Below are 18030 nucleotides of genomic sequence, written 5' to 3'. Positions count from 1 at the left end.
GCGGTAGTTCAGTTGGTTAGAATACCGGCCTGTCACGCCGGGGGTCGCGGGTTCGAGTCCCGTCCGCTCCGCCACTTATTTGAAAGCCCTGCTAGAAATAGCAGGGCTTTTGTCGTTTTAGGGGCTGTCATTTTCCCTTCCAAGAGAAGTCATACCAATCTGGAAAATTAACTGGTCAGGTCTACCCATCTTCTCGAGCATATTTTGGTGACTCTTTTGGAGCAATCCAAAAACCGATACTATGCATCGCAGACTTTGGAGATGATGTCGTCGTAATCAGTAAAATATTGATTGGCTAAATAGCGTTGCCTCAACCAACGCCATACTTGTTCGATAGGGTTTAGCTCTGGAGAATAGGGAGAAAGTTTGATTACACTGACATTTAAAGTCATTGGCAATTTCTTTTGTATGCCATCCCGATTCATCCATAATAACGAGTCCGTGTTCGAGCTTTTTAAAGTCGATATTATTGAGGCTATCATAACTAATCAGCATTTTCTTCAAGTAGTACTTAAACGAGATATGTTTATCTAAACGGCAAATTCCCCTAAGAGTTCTTCCTATGAAAAATTGTTTGGAACGTATGTAAAAGTGACTCCTGTAACTTTTAAATATTTCAATGGTTTTAAAGCGATTATATTGTCGAATTCTAAGATTGTGTTACCGATGACTGAGCGATTTTGATTACAATATCATCAGAACTTATTGGGGGAATTATGGGGCAGTTTTCTATTTTAGGCTTTATCGCACTCGGTGGGGCAATCGGTGCGTGTTCTCGATATTTAGTGTCTGAGTTTTGTGTCTTACTTTTCGGGCGGGGCTTTCCTTACGGTACGCTGACTGTTAACGTTGTTGGCTCTTTCATTATGGGGTTGCTCATTGCTGCGTTTGAAAGTGAAATATTAGCAACTGAACCATGGAGACAAGTGATTGGTCTAGGCTTCCTCGGTGCGCTTACCACCTTTTCAACCTTTTCTATGGATAACGTACTGCTTATGCAGCAAGGTGCTTTCTTTAAAATGGGTTTAAACATCTTATTGAATGTTGTTCTTAGTATCTCGGCGGCTTGGATCGGTTTCCAATTATTGATGCGTAGCTAGCAAAAGTAACGAAAATGTAATCAGGTCGGCTTGGTTTAACCAAGCCGTTTTTATATACTGGCTTCACTTGTCGGAGTGCCATAAGGCTGAGACCGTTAATTCGGGATCCGTTGAACCTGATCAGATTAATATCTGCGAAGGGAACAAGAGAAGATACCTACACCAGACAACGTCTGGCTAACCTATCAAAACGTCGAATGCAGTAATAGACAAAGAGTGAGCACCTGAACTCTAATCGTCCATAATTCGACCCCTCTTGTCGCATCTATCCGCCAAGCATTTTTATCCCAATACTTTTTATCTAGCATAACAAGCAAGGAAAAATGCTATGTCGAGTCGCAAACAAGCGAGACTGGAAGCAAAACAGTTTATTGATACTCTCTCGGTACAGCCGTACCCAAACTCAACCAAAGTGTATGTAGAGGGTTCTCGTCCTGACATCCGAGTGCCAATGCGTGAAATTTCTTTGGCTGATAGCCTTATTGGTGGCACCAAAGAGGCTCCTGTTTTCGAGTCAAACGAATCAGTACGTGTTTATGACACCTCTGGTGTATACACTGACCCAAATCACTCTATCGACCTTTACAATGGCTTACCAAAGCTTAGAGAAGGGTGGATTGAAGAACGCAATGATACTGAAATCCTTGAAGATGTGAGCTCTGTTTACGCAAAAGAGCGTCTTGACGATGAAACCTTAGATGATTTGCGTTATGGCAACTTACCACGTATTCGACGAGCTAAAGCCGGAAAATGTGTCACTCAACTACACTATGCTCGCAAAGGCATTGTTACTCCGGAAATGGAATACATTGCACTGCGTGAGAACATGGGTCGCGCTAAATATCGCGATGACGTGCTGACTCAGCAGCATCCCGGCCAAAGCTTCGGTGCAAATCTACCTAAAGACATTACTGCAGAATTCGTTCGTAAAGAAGTCGCAGAAGGTCGCGCCATCATTCCTTCGAATATCAATCATCCAGAATCTGAACCAATGATTATTGGCCGTAACTTCTTAGTTAAGGTGAATGCCAATATTGGTAACTCATCGGTCACGTCTTCAATCGAAGAAGAAGTGGAGAAACTTGTCTGGGCGACACGCTGGGGTGGCGATACCGTGATGGACCTTTCTACCGGCCGCAACATTCACGAAACTCGTGAATGGATTTTACGCAATAGCCCGGTGCCAATTGGTACGGTTCCTATGTATCAGGCTTTGGAGAAAGTAAATGGCATTGCTGAGAACCTGAATTGGGAAGTCATGCGCGACACGTTAATCGAACAAGCAGAGCAGGGGGTTGATTACTTTACTATCCATGCTGGTTTACTACTTCGCTATGTTCCAATGACGGCGAAACGAGTGACGGGGATTGTTTCGCGTGGTGGCTCGATTATCGCTAAGTGGTGTCTAGCGCATCACCAAGAAAGCTTCTTATACACCCATTTCCGCGAGATCTGTGAAATTTGTGCGAAGTACGATGTCGCTCTATCTCTTGGTGATGGCTTGCGTCCTGGCTCGGTTGCAGACGCGAACGATGAAGCGCAATTTGCAGAGCTGCGTACGCTCGGCGAGTTGACGAAAATCGCATGGGAATATGATGTACAGGTCATCATTGAAGGCCCTGGCCATATTCCAATGCACATGATCAAAGAGAATATGGACCAACAGTTGGAACACTGTCATGAAGCGCCGTTCTACACCTTGGGTCCTCTAACGACAGATATCGCTCCGGGTTATGACCATATTACATCCGGTATTGGCGCGGCGATGATTGGTTGGTATGGCTGCGCTATGTTGTGTTACGTGACCCCTAAGGAGCACTTGGGGCTTCCAAATAAAGAAGACGTTAAAACCGGTATGATCACCTACAAGCTAGCTGCGCATGCTGCGGATTTAGCAAAAGGGCATCCGGGAGCACAAGTTCGTGACAATGCTTTATCAAAGGCGCGTTTTGAATTCCGCTGGGAAGACCAATTTAACCTCGCTTTAGACCCCGATACGGCACGTGCATTTCATGATGAAACGCTGCCGCAAGAGTCTGGAAAAGTAGCGCACTTCTGCTCAATGTGTGGCCCTAAATTCTGCTCAATGAAGATTTCTCAAGAAGTCAGGGAGTATGCCAAAGATACAGAGCAAGTTGCCGCGGATCAGGCGATTTCTATCAAGATGTTAGATGACCCGCTGGAAGGCATGCGTAAGAAGTCTGAAGAGTTTCGTGCGACAGGTTCCGAGCTTTATCACCCAGCCGTGCACGCCGAGGCGGATGAGTAATGGCTAAAATCCTTATTCCGTCGTCGTTAATTCCGCTGACAGGATCTGTTCAGCAGTGCTTATTGTTGGCGAAAGAACAGGGTTTTAGTATTGATGAGATTGAGTTGGGCGTAAGCCCAACTCAATTTATTCAACTTGTTCTTGGGCAAAATACCTTTCGTGTAGGTACCGATCTGATTGACCTATGTGAGGAAGCAGAGACTGCCGATTTTGTGCTTTACTACCAATCAGGTCTATCGGTTTCAGAATGTCGCCAACAACCATCCTCGGCCATTTTTATTGGTATTCAAGACGTAGAGTCTAAGCTCGACGATTCTGTTGAAACGACAAGCGCGGGCGTGTTGGATATCTGGCGCCATCCGATTAATGATGAAATAAAAGCTCTGTCAGTTGCTTCCACTTTTAGAACTACAACCCTTCAAACCGATCAACACTTAGCGTGGACAGTAACACTGCTTGCTCTCGATTTCCCTATTGAAGATGCTTTGACCTTAGCGCGCCCAATGACGAATGTTTCACGTGAAACACTCGTGAATGGTGAAACAATGGTTAAGCAGGAGTGGGCGTCTCAGTTTGCTGATTTTCCTACACCAGTCCTAGAAGATTGTCGTTTAGGCATCAAAGTAGGTTGGTCATCATACGGACAGTCGGTCAACTTTCCTCATGTGAGCAAACAGAGTTTGGGGCTCTATCCGGTAGTGGACGACGTCAGTTGGATTGAACGGTTGTTGCCATTGGGCATCAACACCATTCAACTACGTATCAAAGACCCCTATCAGCCAGACTTAGAACAGCAGATTGCACGCGCAATTGAACTCGGTCGTCACTATGACGCTCAAGTTTTTATTAATGATTATTGGCAACTGGCCATCAAGCATGGTGCTTTCGGGGTTCATCTTGGTCAAGAGGATATCGAAGATTCCAATTTGAGTCAGTTGAGCACCGCAGGCATTTGCTTAGGTCTATCAACCCATGGTTATTATGAACTGCTGCGTATCGTCCAAATTAATCCAAGCTACATTGCGCTGGGGCATATCTTTCCGACCACCACCAAACAAATGCCATCCAAACCGCAAGGTTTGGTTCGCTTAGCCTTGTATCAAAAGCTGATCGATAGCATTCCATATGGTGAAAGTGTTGGCTATCCAACTGTGGCCATTGGTGGCATTGACCAATCAAACGCAGAGCAAGTTTGGCAATGTGGCGTGTCCAGTTTAGCGGTGGTTCGTGCGATTACCTTGTCCGAATCGCCGAAACAAGTGATTGAGTTTTTCAACCAACTGATGAGCACAACGAGCACGTCATTGGTCATGGAGGACTATCGTGCTTACTGATCAAGAATTCATTCGTTATCAGCGTCAAGTTTCGTTACCTGAAATCGGAGAATCGGGCCAAGCTCGTCTTGGTCAATCTCATGTGTTGCTCATCGGCTGTGGTGGGTTGGGTAGTGCAGCAAGTTTGTATCTCGCGGCAGCTGGCGTGGGTAAGTTGGTTGTGATTGATGATGACCGTGTCGACAGCAGCAATTTGCAGCGCCAGGTTATCTATCGTGAAGGCGACATTGAACTGGCGAAAACCGAGGCGATGGCACAGCAGCTTCGTCATCTCAATTCATTAATTCAGGTACGCACGATTACCAAGCGCCTCGACCAAGCTCAGTTACTACTCGAAGTCATGTTGGCGGATGTGGTGTTGGATTGCAGTGACAACCTGCCAACGAGGCAGCTGATCAATCAAGTTTGTTATGAGCAAAACACACCTCTGATATCGGCGGCAGCGATTGGTTGGCAAGGGCAGTTTGCTGTTTTTGATTACTCAGACAAACCATCAAATTCAGGCTGCTATCGATGCTTGTATCCATTTGATGAATTGCAGCAAACAATGAAGTGCAGCGAAACCGGCATTATCGGCCCTGTGGTGGGCACTCTGGGGAACTACCAAGCTCTCGCTGCTATTCAAAAGTTGGCGATAGATCGCTTTCATGTTGAGTGTGGTCAGTTACACCTCTTTGATGGATTGCGGATGAACTGGCAGACCATGTCTATAACCAAAGACAAGCTATGTCAGGTTTGTGGTGACAAGAATCTTGCTCCAGTGAGCAGTTAAGAGATGACCGCCATGACAGTTTCAAATCAATTCGCAGCAAGTTCGTTTGTGCGTTCCTTTGTTAAAGGAGAGAGGTAACGTGATAGCTATCGTTATTAACGACCAAGCTCAGCTGGTCGAGTGTAATGCCAACCTACAGCAAATCATTACCCAGTTTTCTCTGCCTGAAATGGGCTGTGTTTTTGCCATTAATAATCAAGTGGTGCCGCGTAGCGAATGGGCGAGTACGGTACTTTCTGAGGGAGATAGCATCTCTCTGTTTCAAGCCATCGCAGGGGGATAATGTCGATGCTGAAAATTGGTGATAAAGAATTTCAATCACGCTTGTTCACAGGAACAGGCAAATTTTCTAATAGCCGTTTAATGGCCGAAGCCATCCAGGTATCAGGTTCACAGCTCGCGACGATGGCGCTTAAACGTGTGGATGTACATGATCAGCAAGATGACATTTTGCAGCCTTTGATTCACGCCGGTGTGAATTTGCTACCGAACACCTCTGGCGCAAAAAATGCCAAAGATGCAGTTTTTGCTGCGCAGCTTGCTCGCGAAGCGTTGGGCACAAATTGGGTCAAATTGGAGATCCATCCCGACCCAAAATACTTAATGCCTGATCCGATAGAAACCTTAGCCGCTGCCGAGCAGCTCGTGCGAGATGGCTTTATTGTGTTGCCATATTGCCATGCTGATCCGGTTTTATGTAAACGGCTGGAAGAAGTTGGCTGTGCTGCGGTGATGCCATTGGGAGCGCCGATTGGTTCGAACAAAGGTATCGCTTCGCACGATTTTCTAGAAATCATTATTGACCAAGCGAACGTACCTGTTGTCGTGGATGCGGGAATTGGTGCGCCTTCACATGCGGCAAGAGCGATGGAAATGGGCGCGGATGCCGTGTTGGTCAATACGGCCATCGCTGCCGCAAGTAATCCCGTTGCGATGGCGAAAGCGTTCAAGATGGCAGTCGAGTCAGGTCGTATGGCTTATGAAGCTGGGCTTGCAGGGAAAGTTTCTCATGCCGTTGCTTCAAGTCCACTAACGGCTTTTCTCGATGAACTGTAGAAGTGAGGGTTCAAGATGAGCTTTTATGATCGCTTTCAGCAGCTCGATTGGGATGACATCTCCATGTCGATTTATGCCAAAACGGCGCAGGATGTGGAAAGGGCGCTAGCAAAACCGAAACGAGATTTGGAAGATTTTAAAGCGTTGATTTCTCCTGCTGCTGAACTGTACTTAGAGCAGATGGCAAAGCTATCTTATTCGCTTACGCGTAAGCGTTTTGGCAACACTATGTCGCTGTATATCCCGCTGTACCTCTCTAATCTTTGCGCCAACGCTTGTACCTATTGTGGCTTCTCTATGGAGAACCGCATAAAGCGAAGAACGCTGAATAGGGACGAAGTTGAGGCGGAGATTGATGCGATTAAGCGAATGAAGTTCGATAGCGTGTTACTGGTAACGGGTGAGCATGAGACCAAAGTTGGGATGAAATACTTTCGCGAAATGGTGCCAATCATCAAGCAGCGATTTAACTATTTAGCGATGGAAGTCCAACCGTTGGATCAGGACGAATACGCCGAACTGAAAACATTGGGCCTTGATGCGGTGATGGTGTATCAAGAAACCTATCATCCCAAAACATATGCTCAGCATCATTTACGTGGCAACAAAATGGATTTCCGATACCGGCTTGAAACGCCTGATAGATTGGCAAAAGCGGGGATCGACAAAATAGGTATTGGCGCTTTGATTGGTTTGGAAGAGTGGCGCACCGACTGCTTTTTTGCTGCTGCTCATCTGGATTTCCTTGAGCGTACTTATTGGCAATCGCGTTATTCGATTTCTTTTCCTCGTTTACGCCCTTGTGCCGGTAATGTACCAGCGTCGGGATTACAACCGAAATCTGTCATGACGGATAAGCAGTTGGTGCAATTGATTTGCGCCTATCGGCTGTTTAATCCGGAAGTGGAATTGTCATTGTCGACGCGCGAATCACCACAGTTTCGCGACAATGTTTTGCCGTTAGGCATCACGAGTATGTCTGCGGCATCGAAAACACAACCCGGTGGTTATGCGACCGAAGAGGTGGAATTGGAGCAGTTCGAAATCAGTGACGAGCGTAGCGCGGCATCGGTAGAAGACATGATTAGAGCGAAAGGTTTCGATCCGGTCTGGCGTGATTGGCACTCAGTTTACTCAGGTTAACCGAGGCGTTTACTGTGTCATTGGCATGTTTCACGTGAAACATTGTGATTGAATGAACGCTTAGCTTTGAGTTTCATGGATGTGATTTATGGGCTGTGATTGACGAATTTAGCCCTAAACAAAGGCTCTCCAAGTGGAGAGCCTTTTCTATTTTATCTTTAATAGATGTTCGCACTTTTGTTTAAGAGTAAGCCAACGGCAGAGTTGCTTCGCGTAGCCATTCTTTTACTTCGCCTTCAACAAGCGGGCTGATTTGTTCCCATACTTTTTGATGGTAGTCGTTCAACCAAGCAAGTTCTGGACGAGTCAGCATATCGACATTGATGTTACGCTTGTCGATTGGACAGCGCGTCAAGGATTCGAATGATAGAACAGGGAAGTCGCCGTTAGTCGGTGTTTCAACTACGAGCTCTAGGTTTTCGATACGGATACCGAACGCATCTGCACGGTAGTAACCAGGCTCATTTGATAGCACCATGCCTTCAGTTAGCGGCACATCAATTTGTTTCTTAGAGATGCTTGCCGGACCTTCATGCACACTTAGGAAGTGACCTACACCGTGGCCAGTGCCATGGTCGTAGTCATAACCTTCCGCCCAAAGATGTTGGCGAGCCAATGTATCGATTTGGTAACCGCGAGTGCCTTTCGGGAAGCGGGCACGTGCTACACCGATATGACCTTTCAGCGCGAGAGTGAACTGCTTGATCATTTCTGCTGATGGCTGACCAATCGCGATGGTGCGTGTAATGTCGGTTGTGCCATCTAGGTACTGACCGCCTGAATCCACAAGGTAAAGCGTATTCAGCTCTAGCTTACCTGGCTCTGGTTGGTTCTCATGATTGTAGTGACACATAGCCGCATTGCCGCCTGCCGCAGAAATGGTATCAAAGCTCAGATCCATCAGCGTTGGGTCTTCTTTACGGAATGCTTCTAGGCGAGCAGCCAGTGTAGCTTCATCATGAAGATTGCCAGCAGCCACTTCGGCATCTAGCCAGCAAAGGAATTTGCTCATCGCTACACCGTCGCGGATATGACAGGCTTTCATGCCCGCAATCTCAACTTCGTTTTTCGCGGCTTTTGGCATTAAACATGGATCGGCTGCAGCAATAACCGATGCGCCCGCATTTTGCAGAACTAACTTAAACCATGCGTTACTGATTGCTGGGTCGAGCAATACCTTTTTGCCAGACATGGCTTCAAGGCGAGATTGAAGTGCTTCTGGATGATGAACCGTCACACCAGTGCCCACGTGCGCTGCAAATTCAGCAGGTAAGCGAGCGGGATCTAGGAAGTACTCTACACTTGAGTCGGCATGAAGAATCGCGTGCGAGAGTAAAACTGGCAAACGCGATACATCCAAGCCACGTACATTCAATAGCCAACAAATAGAATCAAGCGCTGTGATGACTGCGCTGTCTGCACCGGCTTTTGCTACCAGTTGAGCGATCTCTTTACGCTTACTTTCGCTTGATTGACCAACGGCTTTTGTTGGCATGAGGCGAACGTCAGAAACCACTGGTGCAGGGCGGTCATGCCACAATTCATCAATTGGGTTGCTGGAGAGAATGTTTAGCTCAAGTTTTCCGGCCAGTTTTGCTTGTGCCATATCTAGCCAAGCCGAGCTGTGCATGCGAGGGTCGATAGCCACGGACGCATTTGCGGTTAGATTGTCTTGAATCCAATCCAATGCCGGTTCTTCAATTAGGTGGCGATATTCAAACAAATCGCTAGGAACTTGTTTGGTCACTTGCACTGTATAGCGACCATCAACAAAAATCGCGGCTTTGTCTTTTGTGATCACGGCTGCGCCTGCAGAGCCTGTGAATCCGGTTAGCCAATGGAGGCGTTCATTGTGCGCAGGGACATATTCACCCAGGTATTCATCTTCATGAGGGATCAGTAGGGCATCAATGTTGTGTTGAGCAAGCCATTCGCGAATTGCGTTCACGCGGCTTAGGGTATCGTTGTGCATCTGTTTTATTCCTTCAAATTACCGCTCCTTCATGCTCAGGTGTGGGAGCTGTTTCCTTCTGCTTTGTGCAGTGATTGAGTTAAACGTCGTAGCAAGATGACGTTTAAGTCTGGGTACAACAGGCCATAGATGAGCCAAAAAGGACTATCGACTGTTAAGCTACTCATTTTAACCGCTAAGCGCAAATTGCGTCCGACATTTTTATCTAAGGTGATCGGTTTTTTGCGTGATCATCGTGCGCAGCCAATTCAAGGCTGGGTCGTTTTCTCTGTCTCTGTGCCAAAACAGAGTGTAAGCCATGGGCGGGAATTCAAGCGGCAATGGCAAGACCACCAAGTCGAGCTGTTTGGCAGCCAGTTGCACAAAATGGCTCGGCGCGGTAAAGATGAAGTCGGTGTAAGAACACAAGCTGGCGGCACTATTGAAATCTGGAACAGTGACTGCAATATCGCGCTCTGCGCCAATGTCCGCTAAACGATAATCCAACAGCCAACGGTCGTTTCCATCACAACGCACTTGTACGTGACGAAGTGCGAGATACGCTTCGAGGTTCCACTTCTGTTTTAGTGCGGGGTGGTTTTTACGAATGATGCACATCTGATGGTCGCGATAGATTTCGAGTTCGCAAATATCATCCGGTGGCAGCAGGGTAAGCTTTGCGTCATTGATGTCGATGTCTTTACCAGTTAATCCCAAATCCAACTCACCACGCTGCAACATTTTGAAGGTGTTATCTGACCAAGGATGCGTGCTGATGGTGACGCCGGGCGCCTGTTGAAAAATCGCTGGTAAGAAATGCGGCAAGATTAATGGGTAGACACTTTCCACCGCTGCAATTTGAAAACGGTATTCACTGCTTTGGGGCGAAAACTCTTCTGGCTGGGTCAGCACTTCTAATTGGTTAATCAACAGATCCAGTTTCGGTTTGAGGAACAATGCACGTGGTGTTGGTGTTAATCCATGTGAGTTACGCGTAAACAATGGATCATCAAATTGAATGCGAAGTTTGGCTAATGATTTGCTCACCGCGGATTGGCTAAGGCACAGTCGATGCGCTGCTCGAGTCACGTTAAGCTCTTCAATTAACACTTTAAAACAGACCAGTAAGTTCAGGTCGAGACGAGCGAGCTTTTCTATGTTCACGGTGAATTTCCTCTGGGGAATAATGGTCATGAGTATACATCATTTCCATTCATATCATCAGATGATTAAGCTCTCTGCAAAGTTCTTGTTCAATTTGGAGTGTTGTGTGTCTAGCCATATTTCTAATAGTAAAAAACAAATGGCGTTGTTGACCCTTTTGGTTCTTTTCAGTCCGCTTGCGATTGATATCTATCTACCTGCGTTACCTCTTATCGCTTCAACTTTTCAGGTAGACAATGCGCTAGCGCAAGACACGATTACATGGTTCCTATTTGCTATGGGTGTTGGCCAACTGTTTGCTGGCCCTTTGGCAGATAAACTCGGACGTCGAACTGTTGCATTGGGCGGCATCACTATCTACGCAATGAGCGCTTTATTGGCGTGGAGTGCTCAAAATATAGAGTGGATGTTGATGTCTCGTTTGCTACAAGGCTTAGGTGCGTGTGCGACATCGGTAGCAGCCTTTGCAACAGTTCGCGATATTTTCGGCCCAGAGAAAAGCGGCAAGATGATCAGCTACCTTAATGGTGCGATCTGCTTTATTCCGGCACTGGCCCCAATCTTAGGTAGCTGGTTAACACAGCAATTCGATTGGCGTGCAAACTTCAGCTTTATGGCTGGTTTTGCGGTTGTCTCAGGAACGTTGATGTTCTTGATGATGAAGGAAACCAACCCTGCAACAGAGAAACAAGCGGTATTCAAGGTAAGTCGTTACTGGTCGGTACTGAGCACGCCATCTTTCATTTTCCACGCGTCACTATGTTTGATGGCTATGGCAGTTATCTTAGCTTACGTGACGTCAGCACCGTCGGTATTGATGACAGGCATGGGCCTTTCAATGAATGAGTTCACATTCTGGTTTGGCATTAACGCGGTCATCAACATCGCTGGCTGTATGTTGGCACCGAAGTTCATGGAACGTTTTGGTACACACAACACGCTTGTGGTTGGTATCTCGACGTTGGCTCTGGCTGGTGTGGTGATGCTGGTGATGAATGGCCAAAACACGGCGCTGTCGTTCATGCTGCCAATCTTTATGTCGTCCGTTGGTTTTGCTTTGATTCTTGGCGGCGCCGCGGGCAAGGCGTTGGAACCATTCGGTGATAAAGCGGGCACAGCCGCGGCGCTACTTGGTTTGTTCCAAATGAGCGGTTCTGGTTTGTTAGTGGGTACCTTACAGCGTTTGCCGTTTGATCCACAAATATTGATTGCTATTCATATGTGGGTATTGCTACCGGCATTGGTGATTCTATTTTCAAAGGCTGGTAAGAGCTGGCACGCACGCTTCGCTAATGCGTAAATCAGTGTAATTTAGTATTTTCCAATGTATGTAACGCGTGTATATTTGTCGTTCACACTTTTCCTGACACCATAACGGAATTCAAAAAGTAATGTCGTTAACCACGTATGAAATGGCTCGTATTTTAGAGCAAATGGAAGAATCACCAGAAAAGGTGATGTTTGGTAAGTTGCTTAATGAGCTGGGCAATCAAAGCTCCGAGCGCATTCGTAGTGCGGCAAAACAAGTACCTCTACCAATCTTGCGTGATATTGTGTACCAATTTCAACAAGTGATTGAGTCACGCAAGGGCGAGCAAGTTGAGCTATTAGCAAAAGACCTCGCACAACAAGGTATCTCAGCGGATGAACTGCTGGCTTATCTAAACAAGCAATAAAAGAAATCCCCGCAATCGCGGGGATTTTTCTATCTGACGAATTTGTCTTTTAGCAATCGGTCGAGCGAAAACGGACCGGCTCCCCACAGCGTCACAATCAAAATCATTAACCCCCAGAGTTGGTGGTCATGGAAACCTTTCTCCCACAGTAGCGGGTAAGACAGGACAGCGATAATGTTGAACACAAACAACATGGCAGCCATAGGGCGAGTAAATAATCCAAGCGCTAAAAAGACCGGAAGCACTAACTCTGCGAATGTGCCTGAATAGGCGGCAAATTCCCAAGGTAGCAACGGAACTTGATACTCAAATTCGAATAAGTACAAGGTGCTATCCCATGAGGCAATTTTGATAAGGCCGGAATTAAAAAACACCCAAGCGACCCATAAACGGCAAAACAGCAGCAACAACGGCATTGCGTGAGTTTGTAAGCTGTTGGTGTATTCGTCGTAGCGGCTAATCAGGCTTTTAACAGAATCTGTCATCGTATCCTCCTTACGCGGTTTGCAGCGTAAAACCTTCAATCAGGTCAAGCGTCATGATGTGATTAAGATGAGCGAGCAACGGCTCAGGGATATCGCTCAAACATTGCTTTTGTTCCAAGCTGGCAAGCAATTGATAGGCTTCGTCATCCAGCGCGAAACACTGCGCTTCACCATTGGGCTCGACGCGGATCACCCCTTGTTGTAATTGGTTGATGTTGAGCTGATCGAATTGCTGAGTACGAACAGCTGCGAATAAATCAAACACCGCGTAATGAGCATCAAAGCACTTACACCCAGGACGAAGGTGGAAAACTAAATGAGAGTGTTGCGACTCTGGTACGTGTGGTAATTCAGTCAGCGGTTGCACGGCTGTGTCTGCTTGATGCTCATAACGAGCTTGGCGAGCAAGGTCGATGTTCCATTCAAAGAGTGCGACTTCTGGGCTGTATGGTGCTTGAGCCATGACCTGACCAAACAACATCACAGTGAGGTGAAAGTCTTTTCCGTAGTGAATAACACTGCCTTCTTGGAGTGGGTGCGTTAAAACATGTTGGCGTGCTATTTGGGCAAAGCACGTTTCCCCTAGTAACGCTTCAACCATCGGATAAGTAGCAGAAAGGACTTCGCTCAAGCTGATGATAAAGTTGTTGCGATATATCTGCATGCGCTCGTCAGCGGTAAACTGATCGCTCGCAATATCACAGTCATCGCCCAATGCCTGATAGTGAAGCGCTTTCGCAAACTGGTTTTGTAAGGTGGCTAGCTTCATGAGGCTTTCCTCGTAGCACTAAGCGGGGTGGTAATTTGGGAGAGAAGGAGCGAGGCCTTTTCCGCTTCTGCCAATAACACTTCTGGTGCTGGGATATCTAAGTCCCATTCAATTAAGGTATGGCGCGGACCATACTGTTCAACCCAGTGTTGATATAACTTCCAGACTTCCGTGCTAACTGGACGGCTGTGAGTATCAATCCAAATTTCGCCTTTATCGAGTTGCTTGATGGTGAAACCCGCCAAATGAATTTCATCCACTTTGTCTGCCGGAATGGCGGACAGATAGGTATTGCAATCAAAGCCGTGATTGAAGGCTGATACGTGTACGTTATTCAGATCGAGCAGTAACCGGCAACTTGTGCGCTGCTGAACCTCAGCGAGAAACTCCCACTCGCTGATCGTCGAGTGTTGAAACTTCACATAGCTCGATGGGTTCTCAATTAAGATTTCGCGTTGCAGATAATCCTGAACTTCAAGCACATTGCGAGTAAAAACGTTCAGTGCTTCTTCGGTGTATGGTAGGGGAAGCAAGTCGTTAAAATAATGCCCACCATTTTCACTCCAGCTCAAATGGTCAGAGACAAACATCGGGTCAATGGCATCAATCAACGCTTTCAGTTGAGCGAGGTGTACTTGGCTAACGCGTTCAACAGAGCCTAACGATAAACCAATTCCGTGGCAGCTGATCTGGTATTGCTCTCGCAAAGTGTGTAGATATTTTCGTTCGGCTGCATTGGGTTGAAAGTAGTTCTCGCTGTGAATTTCTAACCAAGACAGTTCTGGGCGTTGTTGCTGAAAAAAGTCCAAATGAGGAGTCCGTAAACCAACGCCAACAAGAGGGTGAAAATCGTAGTGTTTCACGTGAAACTCCTTTTCGAACTGGATGAGAAGAGGTTGTGGGGTGTGAGTTGAGCCATCACACGCCCACAACAATTAACGGAGAAATTAAGATGCGCTGGTGCTGCCGCCAGCCAATTTGTCGCAAAGACCTTTTGGAACCACCACAAATGCGTCTTTCTGGTGGTCTTGTTTTGACGTGCCAGCGCAAGAGCTGTTCTTCGTCGCGCAGTCATTTTTCCCCGCTTTTGCCACGCCGTAGCACTTTTCTTTTTCTGCCGCGACAGCTGGTGTTGCTGTTAGTAGAGTGCCACCAAGGGCTAGTAGACCAGTAACCGCAGCAGTAACAGCAAGATTCGACTTTTTCATAATAATTTCCTCTGAATGATTTCCTTTACGTTGAGATGGGCAAGCAGACGAGCGATTGAGATGCACAGTTTTTGTCCGCTTGCTTAACTTAAGAGATAGGAAGGTGAGTGAAAAACTTTCAGGGAAATTGTTTGGGAGAATGCTTTTTGATGGTTTGATTTACATAACCGATTGAATGGATGAGTAAAAAATCGTCGAACTTTTTATCTAGTTTTGTCTCAACACACCCTAGTTGTTTAGGTTATAATCTATTTTTATGTATAAATAACCAGTAGCTCATCATGATGGATCCATCTCTATTACTCGACGGTTTGAACGATAAACAGCGTGAAGCCGTTGCAGCACCTCTAGAAAACTTGCTCGTCCTTGCTGGTGCAGGGAGTGGTAAGACTCGCGTTCTTGTTCACCGTATCGCTTGGTTGATGTCGGTAGAACAAGCGTCTCCGTTCTCAATTATGTCGGTAACCTTTACCAACAAAGCGGCGGCGGAGATGCGTGGCCGTATTGAAGAGTTGATGATGGGCAGCGCGTCAGGCATGTGGAATGGTACCTTTCACGGTATTTGTCACCGCATTTTGCGTGCGCACTATCTTGATGCCAAGCTACCGGAAGATTTTCAAATCATCGACAGCGACGATCAACAACGTTTACTGAAGCGTCTGATCAAAGCACAAAATCTGGATGAAAAGCAGTGGCCTGCACGCCAAGTGGCTTGGTGGATTAACGGCAAAAAAGACGAAGGCCTGCGCCCAGCACACATCGATGCTTACCACGATCCTGTGACCAAAACCTACTTGCAGCTATACACCGCTTATCAAGAAGCGTGTGACCGTGCAGGTTTGGTCGACTTTGCAGAAATTCTGCTTCGCGCTCATGAGCTACTGCGCGATAACAAGTTTGTCCGAGAGCACTACCAGGCACGCTTTAAACACATTCTGGTTGACGAGTTCCAAGACACCAACAATATCCAATACGCTTGGCTACGCATGATGGCGGGGCCTGAGTGTCATGTGATGATTGTGGGTGACGATGACCAATCGATTTACGGTTGGCGCGGAGCAAAAGTCGAAAACATTGAGAAATTCACCCGTGAATTCCCAAGCGTAACCACCATTCGCCTAGAGCAGAATTACCGTTCCACCAAGACCATTTTGGAAGCTTCCAATACCTTGATCGCCAATAACACCGAGCGTATGGGTAAAGAGCTGTGGACTGACGGCGTCGTTGGTGAACCGATTTCGGTTTACAGTGCTTACAACGAGTTGGACGAAGCCCGTTTTGCGGTTAACAAAATCAAAGAGTGGCAAGACAAAGGTGGAGCATTGAATGATGCAGCGATGCTGTACCGCAACAACGCCCAGTCTCGTGTACTGGAAGAAGCGTTGATTCAAGCTGGTCTACCATACCGTATTTATGGTGGTATGCGATTCTTCGAGCGTCAGGAAATCAAAGACGCACTGGCCTACATGCGTTTGATGGCCAACCGTAATGACGATGCTGCATTTGAACGTGTGGTGAATACGCCAACTCGTGGTTTAGGTGACAAGACACTAGAAACCATCCGCCGTGCGGCGCGCGATCGTGGTTGCACGATGTGGGAAGCCAGCGTTGCGATGTTGGATGAACAAGTGCTCGCGGGTCGAGCGGCTGGGGCATTAGGTCGCTTTATCGAACTTATTACCGCACTCGAAGATGACACGTTAGAGATGCCGTTGCACGAGCAAACAGACCATGTGATCAAGTACTCTGGCTTGTTTGCCATGTATGAGCAAGAGAAGGGCGAAAAGTCTAAGGCTCGTATTGAGAACTTGGAGGAATTGGTGACCGCAACTCGTCAATTCGAGAAGCCAGAAGAAGCAGAAGAGATGTCGCTGCTGACTGCGTTCTTGACGCATGCGGCGCTAGAAGCGGGTGAAGGGCAAGCCGACGAATTTGAAGATGCAGTTCAATTGATGACACTGCATAGTGCAAAAGGCTTGGAATTCCCATTGGTGTTTATGGTGGGCGTTGAAGAAGGCATGTTCCCAAGCCAGATGTCGGCGGAAGAGGCTGGGCGTTTAGAGGAAGAGCGCCGCCTGTGCTACGTCGGTATGACGCGCGCGATGCAAAAACTCTACATCACTTATGCGGAAATGCGCCGTTTGTATGGTCAAGATAAGTACCATAAGCCATCGCGTTTTATTCGTGAGTTGCCGGAAACGTGCCTGGACGAAGTGCGGATGAAAGCGCAAGTCAGCCGACCTGCAAGTAGTGGTCGCTTTAGCCAAACTGCGGTGAAAGAGAACTTCAACGAGACGGGCTTTTCACTTGGTTCACGCGTAATGCATCCAAAGTTTGGCGAAGGCACCATCATTAACTTTGAAGGCAGCGGTCCACAGAGTCGCGTTCAAATCGCGTTCAATGGTGAAGGCATTAAATGGTTAGTGACTGCTTACGCTAGACTAGAGAAACTGTAAGGTTTTTATCGAAAGCTAGCTTGCATTGTTCGCAAACTAACTCAAGGGCTGCTTCGGCGGCTCTTGTTGTATCTGGAGCCTACAAAGTACCTTATTTGAGTTTGAGTTTGAGTTTGAGTTTGAGATGGGGACAACTGTGCTTGGCAGGTCGGGCGGAAATGGCAGAAAAGAAAAACCCCGAGGGCTTGCGCCCATCGGGGTTATAGTCTTACTCGCAGCAATCCAGCTACTAAAAAGTGCTCCTTGCATCGAATCCTTGATAGCGTGCTGTATTCCTTCAGCTTAATCCTTTCGTCGCCTTCCTAGCGGTGTCCTTGATGACCTTATCCTGGTCTGCTAACTATCCTCGTCAGCTCTCATCACTTGTTCCCTGAGCGGTGTCCATGACATCATCCTGATGTTCAGTCCTTGCCTCGTCCAGAGGTGTCCATTTCCCGTCCTTAGTAGCAACCATCCTAGTCGCTATTGATTCCGTTCAATGTCCAGTTTTGCATTCCATGCCCGACTATTCATCCTGAATAACCGTTTCTTCTTCCTGAAGTTCACCAAATCCGTGGTGTTTCCTGTTCCGTGTCAGCATCCTTCCGACAGGTTTAATATTACGTTTTTGGCGCTATCCAACAACGGTGCAAGTTCACATTTTTTTA

The 18030-nt window shown here is 47.0% G+C and carries 16 protein-coding genes, 1 pseudogene and 1 riboswitch; of the genes and pseudogenes, 10 read left to right on the top strand and 7 right to left on the bottom strand.

Features of this window, described 5'->3' with window-relative positions:
- Nucleotides 1–254: 254 nt before the first annotated feature.
- A pseudogene (locus tag NL646_RS21880) lies at nucleotides 255–444 on the bottom strand (transposase); the annotation flags it as partial.
- A gap of 272 nt (nucleotides 445–716) precedes the next feature.
- On the opposite strand from NL646_RS21880, the gene crcB reads away from it, so the two are divergent.
- From crcB to thiH, 7 genes are all read left to right on the top strand, one after another.
- On the top strand, nucleotides 717–1100 hold the full coding sequence (crcB, locus tag NL646_RS21875; protein ID WP_005497358.1) for a fluoride efflux transporter CrcB: 384 nt from the start codon (nucleotides 717–719) through the stop codon (nucleotides 1098–1100).
- A gap of 61 nt (nucleotides 1101–1161) precedes the next feature.
- Nucleotides 1162–1260, top strand: a riboswitch (TPP riboswitch).
- Nucleotides 1261–1428: 168 nt separating this feature from the next.
- Nucleotides 1429–3369: a phosphomethylpyrimidine synthase ThiC gene (gene thiC / locus NL646_RS21870; protein ID WP_025510133.1), complete on the top strand. Its 1941-nt coding sequence runs from the start codon at nucleotides 1429–1431 to the stop codon at nucleotides 3367–3369.
- Nucleotides 3369–4703: a thiamine phosphate synthase gene (locus NL646_RS21865; RefSeq protein ID WP_253664687.1), complete on the top strand. Its 1335-nt coding sequence runs from the start codon at nucleotides 3369–3371 to the stop codon at nucleotides 4701–4703. The genes thiC and NL646_RS21865 overlap by 1 nt, the downstream gene beginning before the upstream one ends.
- The gene (gene thiF, locus NL646_RS21860; RefSeq protein ID WP_253664686.1) at nucleotides 4693–5475 is read left to right on the top strand and encodes a thiazole biosynthesis adenylyltransferase ThiF; all 783 of its coding nucleotides are present in this window, start codon (nucleotides 4693–4695) and stop codon (nucleotides 5473–5475) included. Before NL646_RS21865 ends, thiF begins: the two co-directional genes overlap by 11 nt.
- A gap of 79 nt (nucleotides 5476–5554) precedes the next feature.
- On the top strand, nucleotides 5555–5758 hold the full coding sequence (thiS, locus tag NL646_RS21855; RefSeq protein WP_015297502.1) for a sulfur carrier protein ThiS: 204 nt from the start codon (nucleotides 5555–5557) through the stop codon (nucleotides 5756–5758).
- Between the two features lie 5 nt (nucleotides 5759–5763).
- Nucleotides 5764–6531 (top strand): thiazole synthase, encoded by a 768-nt coding sequence (locus tag NL646_RS21850; protein ID WP_021484924.1) that lies wholly within the window; start codon nucleotides 5764–5766, stop codon nucleotides 6529–6531.
- A gap of 15 nt (nucleotides 6532–6546) precedes the next feature.
- Nucleotides 6547–7674: a 2-iminoacetate synthase ThiH gene (gene thiH / locus NL646_RS21845; protein WP_140263313.1), complete on the top strand. Its 1128-nt coding sequence runs from the start codon at nucleotides 6547–6549 to the stop codon at nucleotides 7672–7674.
- A 181-nt stretch (nucleotides 7675–7855) separates the two neighbouring features.
- Here the strand turns inward: thiH and NL646_RS21840 are convergent, their stop codons facing one another.
- Together NL646_RS21840 and NL646_RS21835 are read right to left on the bottom strand one after the other, a co-directional pair.
- On the bottom strand, nucleotides 7856–9646 hold the full coding sequence (locus NL646_RS21840) for an aminopeptidase P family protein (protein ID WP_253664685.1): 1791 nt from the start codon (nucleotides 9644–9646) through the stop codon (nucleotides 7856–7858).
- 201 nt (nucleotides 9647–9847) lie between these two features.
- Entirely contained in the window at nucleotides 9848–10789 is a 942-nt protein-coding gene (locus NL646_RS21835) for a LysR family transcriptional regulator (protein ID WP_005465075.1), read from the bottom strand.
- A 106-nt stretch (nucleotides 10790–10895) separates the two neighbouring features.
- On the opposite strand from NL646_RS21835, the gene NL646_RS21830 reads away from it, so the two are divergent.
- Nucleotides 10896–12089, top strand: coding sequence for a multidrug effflux MFS transporter (locus NL646_RS21830; protein ID WP_175424597.1), 1194 nt, complete (start codon nucleotides 10896–10898; stop codon nucleotides 12087–12089).
- A 91-nt stretch (nucleotides 12090–12180) separates the two neighbouring features.
- Complete coding sequence (locus tag NL646_RS21825) at nucleotides 12181–12465, top strand: hypothetical protein (protein WP_005458563.1); 285 nt, start codon at nucleotides 12181–12183, stop codon at nucleotides 12463–12465.
- Nucleotides 12466–12494: 29 nt separating this feature from the next.
- On the opposite strand, the gene NL646_RS21820 is transcribed toward NL646_RS21825, so the two are convergent.
- The 4 genes from NL646_RS21820 to NL646_RS21805 all read right to left on the bottom strand — a co-directional run bounded on the left by NL646_RS21820 (nucleotide 12495) and on the right by NL646_RS21805 (nucleotide 14927).
- A complete protein-coding gene (locus NL646_RS21820) occupies nucleotides 12495–12950 on the bottom strand; it encodes a DoxX family protein (RefSeq protein ID WP_005458568.1) in 456 nt (151 codons plus the stop codon).
- Nucleotides 12951–12960: 10 nt separating this feature from the next.
- On the bottom strand, nucleotides 12961–13719 hold the full coding sequence (locus NL646_RS21815; RefSeq protein ID WP_029844009.1) for a DNA-binding domain-containing protein: 759 nt from the start codon (nucleotides 13717–13719) through the stop codon (nucleotides 12961–12963).
- Entirely contained in the window at nucleotides 13716–14582 is an 867-nt protein-coding gene (locus NL646_RS21810) for a DUF692 domain-containing protein (RefSeq protein ID WP_015297496.1), read from the bottom strand. Before NL646_RS21810 ends, NL646_RS21815 begins: the two co-directional genes overlap by 4 nt.
- Nucleotides 14583–14666: 84 nt before the next feature.
- Nucleotides 14667–14927 carry a DUF2282 domain-containing protein gene (locus NL646_RS21805; RefSeq protein WP_005458571.1) on the bottom strand — a complete coding sequence of 87 codons (261 nt, stop codon included), beginning with the start codon at nucleotides 14925–14927 and terminating at the stop codon, nucleotides 14667–14669.
- A gap of 281 nt (nucleotides 14928–15208) precedes the next feature.
- Between NL646_RS21805 and uvrD the strand changes: the two genes are divergently transcribed.
- Entirely contained in the window at nucleotides 15209–17383 is a 2175-nt protein-coding gene (gene uvrD / locus NL646_RS21800) for a DNA helicase II (RefSeq protein WP_023585906.1), read from the top strand.
- Nucleotides 17384–18030: the final 647 nt, after the last annotated feature.

This window comes from Vibrio sp. Y20_XG_PY13, assembly GCF_024181925.1.
Lineage (GTDB): Bacteria > Pseudomonadota > Gammaproteobacteria > Enterobacterales > Vibrionaceae > Vibrio > Vibrio parahaemolyticus.
This window is presented reverse-complemented; position numbering and strand designations above follow the sequence as displayed.

What these genes read in the sequence shown, in the direction of transcription:
- NL646_RS21850 (WP_021484924.1), top strand. Translation starts at nt 5,764, where the DNA reads ATGCTGAAAATTGGTGATAAAGAATTTCAATCACGCTTGTTCACAGGA.
- NL646_RS21865 (WP_253664687.1), top strand. Translation starts at nt 3,369, where the DNA reads ATGGCTAAAATCCTTATTCCGTCGTCGTTAATTCCGCTGACAGGATCT.
- thiH (WP_140263313.1), top strand. Translation starts at nt 6,547, where the DNA reads ATGAGCTTTTATGATCGCTTTCAGCAGCTCGATTGGGATGACATCTCC.
- NL646_RS21840 (WP_253664685.1), bottom strand. Translation starts at nt 9,646, where the DNA reads ATGCACAACGATACCCTAAGCCGCGTGAACGCAATTCGCGAATGGCTT.
- thiC (WP_025510133.1), top strand. Translation starts at nt 1,429, where the DNA reads ATGTCGAGTCGCAAACAAGCGAGACTGGAAGCAAAACAGTTTATTGAT.
- NL646_RS21820 (WP_005458568.1), bottom strand. Translation starts at nt 12,950, where the DNA reads ATGACAGATTCTGTTAAAAGCCTGATTAGCCGCTACGACGAATACACC.
- NL646_RS21825 (WP_005458563.1), top strand. Translation starts at nt 12,181, where the DNA reads ATGTCGTTAACCACGTATGAAATGGCTCGTATTTTAGAGCAAATGGAA.
- crcB (WP_005497358.1), top strand. Translation starts at nt 717, where the DNA reads ATGGGGCAGTTTTCTATTTTAGGCTTTATCGCACTCGGTGGGGCAATC.
- NL646_RS21815 (WP_029844009.1), bottom strand. Translation starts at nt 13,719, where the DNA reads ATGAAGCTAGCCACCTTACAAAACCAGTTTGCGAAAGCGCTTCACTAT.
- uvrD (WP_023585906.1), top strand. Translation starts at nt 15,209, where the DNA reads ATGATGGATCCATCTCTATTACTCGACGGTTTGAACGATAAACAGCGT.
- NL646_RS21805 (WP_005458571.1), bottom strand. Translation starts at nt 14,927, where the DNA reads ATGAAAAAGTCGAATCTTGCTGTTACTGCTGCGGTTACTGGTCTACTA.